Source organism: Bacteroides sp. (assembly GCF_019417265.1).
Taxonomy (GTDB): domain Bacteria; phylum Bacteroidota; class Bacteroidia; order Bacteroidales; family Bacteroidaceae; genus Phocaeicola.
This window is the reverse complement of record NZ_DXVR01000087.1, coordinates 1-7439: the sequence shown is the minus strand read 5'-3', so window position 1 is coordinate 7439 and position 7439 is coordinate 1. Positions and strand designations below refer to the sequence as shown.

Annotated in this window: 6 protein-coding genes and 2 pseudogenes; 3 read left to right on the top strand and 5 right to left on the bottom strand. The window is 45.4% G+C overall.

Annotated features, from left to right (window positions below):
- From QZ379_RS10120 to QZ379_RS10105, 4 genes and pseudogenes are all read right to left on the bottom strand, one after another.
- The coding region (locus QZ379_RS10120) for a hypothetical protein (RefSeq protein WP_291564008.1) at nt 1–790 on the bottom strand (790 nt) is incomplete at its 3' end.
- A gap of 18 nt (nt 791–808) precedes the next feature.
- Nucleotides 809–2353 carry an ATP-binding protein gene (locus QZ379_RS10115; RefSeq protein WP_291564005.1) on the bottom strand — a complete coding sequence of 515 codons (1545 nt, stop codon included), beginning with the start codon at nt 2351–2353 and terminating at the stop codon, nt 809–811.
- Between the two features lie 23 nt (nt 2354–2376).
- Nucleotides 2377–2899 (bottom strand): annotated as a pseudogene (locus tag QZ379_RS10110) (AAA family ATPase); the annotation flags it as partial.
- A gap of 57 nt (nt 2900–2956) precedes the next feature.
- Nucleotides 2957–3049, bottom strand: a pseudogene (locus tag QZ379_RS10105) (AAA family ATPase); the annotation flags it as partial.
- A gap of 423 nt (nt 3050–3472) precedes the next feature.
- Between QZ379_RS10105 and QZ379_RS10100 the strand changes: the two are divergent.
- From QZ379_RS10100 to QZ379_RS10090, 3 genes are read left to right on the top strand one after another with little or no spacing between them, the layout of a single operon-like run.
- A complete protein-coding gene (locus QZ379_RS10100; protein WP_291564002.1) occupies nt 3473–4582 on the top strand; it encodes an MraY family glycosyltransferase in 1110 nt (369 codons plus the stop codon).
- On the top strand, nt 4579–6066 hold the full coding sequence (locus QZ379_RS10095) for a capsule assembly Wzi family protein (RefSeq protein WP_291563999.1): 1488 nt from the start codon (nt 4579–4581) through the stop codon (nt 6064–6066). The genes QZ379_RS10100 and QZ379_RS10095 overlap by 4 nt, the downstream gene beginning before the upstream one ends.
- Nucleotides 6067–6083: 17 nt before the next feature.
- Entirely contained in the window at nt 6084–6527 is a 444-nt protein-coding gene (locus tag QZ379_RS10090; RefSeq protein ID WP_291563995.1) for a lipocalin-like domain-containing protein, read from the top strand.
- 65 nt (nt 6528–6592) lie between these two features.
- Here QZ379_RS10090 and QZ379_RS10085 read toward each other — a convergent pair whose 3' ends face one another.
- Nucleotides 6593–7033 carry an N-acetylmuramoyl-L-alanine amidase gene (locus QZ379_RS10085; protein WP_291563993.1) on the bottom strand — a complete coding sequence of 147 codons (441 nt, stop codon included), beginning with the start codon at nt 7031–7033 and terminating at the stop codon, nt 6593–6595.
- Nucleotides 7034–7439 lie beyond the last annotated feature (406 nt).

The window sequence follows — 7439 nt, the reverse complement described above, 5'->3', positions numbered from 1 at the left end:
TTTCCTGATTCTTCTTTTCCAGTTCCTTTTCTTTCATCATAATGGTTGTATCTCTGTCCTCTATTTCTGAAAGGATTTCGTCTTCCACTTCCATTGCACGTTTTACTTCCGGTGAACCACCTGCCATAATCAACCTGTTTATTACGAAGAATTCATCACCTTTAAATAAACTTTCATCTACTTCCAGATAGTGTTCGTTTCCCTTTACACAGTATTCCTGGTCGAAGACTTGTAAAAGTCGCTCCAGTTTGTTCCTGAGTCTTCCTTTCAGATATGGTATCTGCACTATTATACTGTCGTGCGTAAGACTTTCCACAAACGGGTCAGGCACACCGTTGACTATCGGATTTGAGTCGTAGTCCAGATAGTTGCGCTTCACATATACCACAGGTTCCTCCAGGTCGCCTAATTTGTGCCCCAAGATATAGATAGACACCATGGGATAGGCGAATCCTCCGGGGTTGGCATCTTTCGAAGGGACATTTCTTTTGTCGCCATACTGTGATGCCAGATACTGTCTGAATCTCAGTGTCTCGGTCACAAGCCATGTCTTCTGAAGCTCGATAAGGACGATACTCTCACTGCCGTCATCGTTCCTCACTTTGGCATTGAAGTCAAGCCTGAACATCGAAATGTTTCTTTTTGTCAGACCGGCATACTCGTGTTGTTTCATTTCCACGGCTACGATATTCTTTTTCAGCAGAGCCGAAAGAAGTATCTTTGCCACACGCTCATCGTCCATCATGAACTTGAACACTGAATCATAAATTGGATTTGCAATATAAGCCATAGTAAAAAATAATTGGTTCTAAAATTTTACCACCCATCTCTCCACATTCCTCTTCTCGTTGCTGAAGTTCACTCCAAGCTTCACCAATTTCCTTCCGTCACATTCGAACGGCAGCGGATAGTCCTTGCTCTCAATCTGTTGCATAGCTTCCTCGGCTGTACCGTCCAGCTTGAATTCCATCACGTAGATGTAGTCATGCGTTTTCACCACCATGTCGATTCTTCCTTCCGAGGTGTGATACTCTGCCTGTGTATAGAATCCTAACAGCTTGAAGAGTATGAACATCACGTTCTGGTAGTGCAGCTCCAGGTCGCGTACAAGCTCGTATGGCGTGTCGGCAAAGAAACTTTGGAGGCGTTTCATGAAGGCGTCGGTATCGCCTGTGCGTATCTCTCTCACGAAATTCATGATTTCAAATTTAGACTCGGAATTGTTCATACCGGTGTAATTCGGCAACAGAGATTCCACAAACCCCTCCTCCACTTCTTTGTTCGGAAATCCGAGGGAGTAAATCCCGAACTCCCTGTCGTAGCCCTTGATGGTGAGATATCCGCTCTGATACAGTATCGACACCGGATCTTTCTTTATCGTTTCCAGGCCGCTCAGCGAGTCGACAGATGCGTACTCATTGGTCAGTTTCTTAAGGTCGTATTTGCAGCTCTTCATCAGCTCGACCAGGAATGTCGGCGTTCCGGTTGCAAACCAGTATCTGTCAAACTTCCTGTTCGCAAATGTATTCAGTATGCTGAACGGATTGTAAATATCCACGCATTCCTCGTTGAAATGATATCCGTCGTACTTTTCCTTCAGCTCTGCCTTCGTTTCCTCTTCCGTCATATTGTTGGCTTTGCCGAGCGCGCGTATATCTTCTTCGAACACCGAATGAAGCTCCTCTTCCGTAATTCCGCATATGCTTTCATATGCCTTGAGCATTGATATATCCCTAAGATTGTTAAGGTCGCTGAACACGCTCACCTTTCCGAACTTGGTCACTCCCGTAAGCAGTGCGAACTTGATATATCTGTCCATGGATTTCAGTGCCCCGTAGAAAGCCTTCAGGGTGTTTCTGTAGTCATCCTGCAGAGCCTCGTTTCCGATGGCCTGCAGCAGCGGCTTGTCATATTCGTCCACTAATATAACGACCTGCTTTCCTGTCTTCTCGAACGCATTCCTTATCACGTACATAAATCTTTCCTCCGACGACCTGTCTTTCTTTTCGTCGCCATATTCAGCCTCCCATATCTCCAAATGCATGTTCAGTATGGCTTCAAGGGAAGATTTATTTTCATATTTCTTTGTATTCAGGTCCAGATGCAGCACAGGATATTCCGCCCACTCCGTTTCCAGCTCCATGATTCTCAGCCCCTCGAAAAACTCCTTCCTGCCCCGGAAATATACTTCAAGGGTAGAGATAAGCAGACTCTTTCCGAACCTGCGCGGACGGCTCAGGAAGTAATATGAACCTTCTTTTACCATCTTGTAAATCAGATCCGTCTTGTCTACATAAACATAATTGCCTTTACGCAGCTTCTCAAAATCCTGTATTCCTATCGGGTATTCCATGTAATTCGATTAAAAATTAATAATTAAAAATTAATGCTTACCACCCATCTCTCCACATTCCTCTTCTCGTTGCTGAAGTTCACTCCAAGCTTCACCAATTTCCTTCCGTCACATTCGAACGGCAGCTGATAGTCCTTGCTCTCAATCTGTCGCATAGAAAGGCAGTATGAAGTTTATGAACCCCTTCTCCACCTCCTTGTTGGGATATCCAAGGAGATAAGTTTCAAACACCTTGTCATACCCCTTGATGGTGAGATAACCGCTTTGGTATATCACCGGAATAGGATTATGTGATGTCGTATCAATGCTTTCCAGCATTTTTCCGTCTATCTCAATACCGTCAAGTTCCTCTATGCTTGATTTATTCTTTTTAAGCAGTTTCACAAGATATGTCGGCGTTCCGGTTTCGAACCAGTAATTTCCGAACTTCCTGTTCGCGAATGTATTCAGTATGCTGAACGGATTGTAAATATCCACGCATTCCTCGTTGAAATGATATCCGTCGTATTTTTCCTTCAGCTCTGCCTTCGTTTCCTCTTCCGTCATATTGTTGGCCTTGCCGAACCTGCGCGGACGGCTCAGGAAGTAATATTTGCCTTCCTCCACCAGCTTGTATATCAGATCCGTCTTGTCTACATACACACAGCGGTTTTTACGTAATTCTTCAAAATCCTGTATTCCTATCGGGTATTCCATACGTCGTGAGTTTTTAAGTTTATAAGTTTTTAAGTTGACAAGGGAACGAGTTGACAAGTTGACATGGTTGACGTCCGGATGGAGAGCCTTGTCGACTCGTAACTGAAGCCTTGTCACCTGAAGCAAAGCCTTGTCACACTTTCTCCTACAAAAATACATCTTTTTTATTAAAAGCACAACAATACCCATGCTTTTCTGATGTGTTACAAAGCCGTTTCATATGTGTTAAAGACTTTTTACGCGTAAAACTGCCGCTTTGCGTTTTACTCTTCTACAAAAAACGCTCAAAAAGCATGAAAATAGGCTGTTTAAGGCTATTAAAGGGATAAAACATTTTGCTTTGTCGAATAAATACGGTACTTTTGTATTCACTTGCTTTGGCAAGATGAGAAACGAGTGAATTTAATATAATTTAAAACTTTTATGGCTAACATCTATATTTTAATTGGAGCCTTCTTGATTTCCATTCTTCTTGGAAGGGTTATTATCCCGAATATACTTATTATATCCATCAGAAAGAAGCTTTTCGACCAGCCTGATACCCGTAAGGTACATAACCGTCCTATTCCTCGTCTTGGCGGATTTACATTCTTTCCGGTTATAGTATTTTCTTTTGCTGTTTTTACAGCTCTCAGAGTGATGCTTAATGAGATAGCCTATGACGTGTTCACCCCTCAGATGGCATGCGAATTTCTCTTCCTTATCGCCGGACTTACACTGCTGTATATTATAGGTATTGCCGACGACCTTGTGGGAGTGAGATACAGAAAGAAATTCATTGTACAGATTATCTCGGCCGCCCTTTTCCCTATAGCCGGACTGTATGTCAACCATTTCTACGGGCTTTTCGGCATCGGTGCCGTCACTCCATACATTGGAATACCGCTCACCATACTGCTTGTGGTTTTCATCACAAATGCCATAAACCTTATCGATGGTATCGACGGTCTTGCCTCAGGACTCAGCATGGTGGCATTGGTCATCTTCGGAGTTATCTTTATCCATTATGAACTGTGGAACTTCGCCATCCTCGCATTCATCTGTGTGGGAGTAATCATACCGTTCTTTGCATACAACGTGTTCGGGAATGCCGACAAGGGGCGAAAAATCTTCATGGGCGATACCGGCAGTCTTACATTGGGATATATCATAAGCTTCTTCGTGATAAAATACTGCATGTACGTGCCGGGCGAGGATATGCAGGCCTACGGTTCGCCTATAGTGGTAGCCTTCAGCTTACTGCTCGTGCCTTGCCTTGATGTTGTCAGGGTGGTGCTGAAACGTGCCCGTCTGGGACATCCTCTTTTCCTGCCCGATAAGAATCATATACACCATAAGTTTCTCGATATGGGATTCACGCCGCGCCGTGCCCTCATCACCATACAAATCATGTCGGCAGCCTTCTGTGCATTCTCGTTCGTGGCTGTCAGATACATGGACAATACCCTGGTCTTCGTCATCGACATTGTGGTGTGGACATTGCTCAACATATGGTTTAACAAAATCATCAACAAAAGACTATACGGCAAATGAAACTGAACAGACTTTTTATTTCCCTTTTCGTGGCTGCTCCTCTGTTTGCCATGGGGCAGAAGAACTACAATCTCAGCTACAGAATAGGGACTGAAGTGACTTTCTCCAACGGGGAGCACTCGCCTTACCTGCTCACAGCCAACAGATTCGGATTGGGTGGAGCTGAAAAAAATAATTTCTACCTTCGCGCCGGTGCCGACTGGAACAAATCCTATCGTCACGGATGGAATATTGCTTTAGGGCTCGACCTTGCCGCCGGCTGCAAAACGCCCGAGGACTTCTGGATACATCAGGCTTATTTCGATGTTTCCTGGAAGATGCTCACATTGAGTATGGGAAGCAAGGAAAGGGTAAATTCCCCTCTCGAAAAGAACGTAGACCTTACCTCAGGATGGATGACTGAAGGTATCAATACCCGTCCCATTCCGCAGGTACGTGCTGAGATACGCGATTTCTACAGCATTCCTTTCACCGGCCACTGGCTGGCTGTCAAGGGTCACCTCGCCTATGGGGCATTTGTAGACGGAAACTGGCAGAAGGAATTCAGTACAACGGGACAGATATATGTGCGTGATGTCAAATACCACAGCAAGGCTCTTATGTTTCGTGTAGGAAAGAAGGAAACTTTCCCACTGGAATTTGAACTTGGACTGCATATGGCCACACAATTCTGCGGCGACCAGATGAAAAAGACAGAAGATGGAAACGACGAGCTGCTGATGGATATGCCGGACGGATTCAGTAATTATATCAACGCTTTGATACCTTCGGCCGGAGGCAGCGACGCTACATGGGGCGAACAGGTCAATATTGAAGGAAACATGCTTGGAAGCTGGAATGTTGCGTTGAATTACTATCTCAACGACTGGAAGTTCCGCCTTTACCTCGACCATTATTTCGAGGATAAGTCGCAGATGTTCTGGAGTTACGGACGCTGGAAAGACGGTCAGATAGGTTTGCAGGTGGATTTCCCGAAAAACAGATGGATTAGTTCCTTTGTATGGGAAGGCATATGTACAAAAGACCAGACAGGACCGTTGCTTTACGAAGGATACGTAGGCTCGTTCGGAGGGCTGAAAACTACAGGAAACGACAATTATTTCAACCATTACATCTATCAGGCATGGCAATACTACGGTATGGGTATGGGAGCTCCGCTGCTGCCCGGACCTGCCTTTATCAAGGGAGGAGGTATCACTTTCAGAAGCAACAGAATGAAAGGACAGCATATCGGACTTCAGGGCACTCCCATACCGGGCCTTGACTGGCGTCTGCTGGCGTCGTTCACACGTCATTGGGGTACATACGCAAGACCTTTTGACTCTGTGAAACATCAGTTCTACGGCATGGCGGAAGTGAAATATACGCCGAAACGTTTCTCGAAGCTTACGTTTAAGGCCGCTCTCGGAGTGGACAACGGAGATTACATAGGAAACAGTGTGGGAGGAACGGTTGGAGTACAGATGAGAATTGGGAATAATTAACAACTAAGAACTAAAAAATGAAACATTTTCTTATAACAATAATAATAATGTCTGCCCTATTGGCAGGATGTTCCAGGGCACCGATAAGACCGGACGTGGAAGGCTTCTGGAAATTGAAACGTTTCACATTGGTGGAAACCGGCGAAACGGTGGAATGCAGCAACCTCTATTACAGCATCACGAATGTAGTGACACAGGTGGCCGAACGTGAGGGCAGCAATGGTTATGGCTCGTATGTGTCACGTACAGAATACCGTGACAATGAGACCAAGCTGGTGCTGAGAGATTTCAAGGTCAGCGGTGGTCTTACGGCAGATACAGGCGAGGATGCCCCTGTGGAAGACCTTCGCCATTATGGAATAAACTCTCAGGAAGAAACAGTGTTCGAAATAGCCGAGTGCAAGAGAGGCAAAATGATACTCCGTTCCGACTATGCCGAGATCAGACTTGAGAAATTTTAAAATATATCCATAAAAAGAAGTCAGGAAGATACAAGGCTCGCCCTTGTCCTCCTGACTTCTTTTTTTTACATCTCTGTCCTGACGTCAAAGCAAGGACATTCTTTCACCCATTCTTCCGGTTCTATCGTGCCGTTGCCGTTGAGGTCCGGGCTGAAATCACGGTGTCCCGCCACGGTGACAATCGGGAACTCCCTTTTCAGCATCTCCACCAGGACTCCCATCGCCTTCTTCTGTTGCGGAGTCCTTGTGTCGGCAGGGCTGCCCTTGGCGTCCAGTCCACCCTCGTAGCAGATACCTATGCTGCCCTCGTTGTGACCTTTGCAGTGCGCACCCACCCTTTCCACAGGCCTCATGTCGCATATCTCACCGTTTCGGCGTATATAAAAATGATAACCGCAACCGTTGAATCCTCTCTTGCGATGCATCCTGCTGAGTTCCGCCGGCTCCAGCATCTTGTTTGCCGGAGTAGCAGAACAGTGAATGATTATCGTGTCAACATGCCGCATTGCCCCCTCCGTCCTTCTTGTTGGCAAAACCACCGGTAAGAAAACAAATCAGGCACTTCAGTACCCGGATGATAATTCTCCTCATTTTAATCATAATTTTTTCTCCTTTCTTTAATTAAGTTTATAATTCACCTTCGCCACGTTGCGCCGACCATTCCCGTGGGCCCTCCGTTCCTGCAACGGCCATCCCGTAGCTTTCATCCGCAAAGGTAGAAAGGACAAAAAACATGCGGACAGGATTTGTCCGCATTGAGCCTTTTAGATTAAAAAATATTCTGTATTGATATTGTCACGCAGAATCACGATATTGTAAGGGAACAAGTTGACGATGTAAGAGTGGTTCTTAATTCTTAATTAAAAACAAACTCCTCTATCGTCCCCGTTTCCGACGAGAACACCGCCCCTA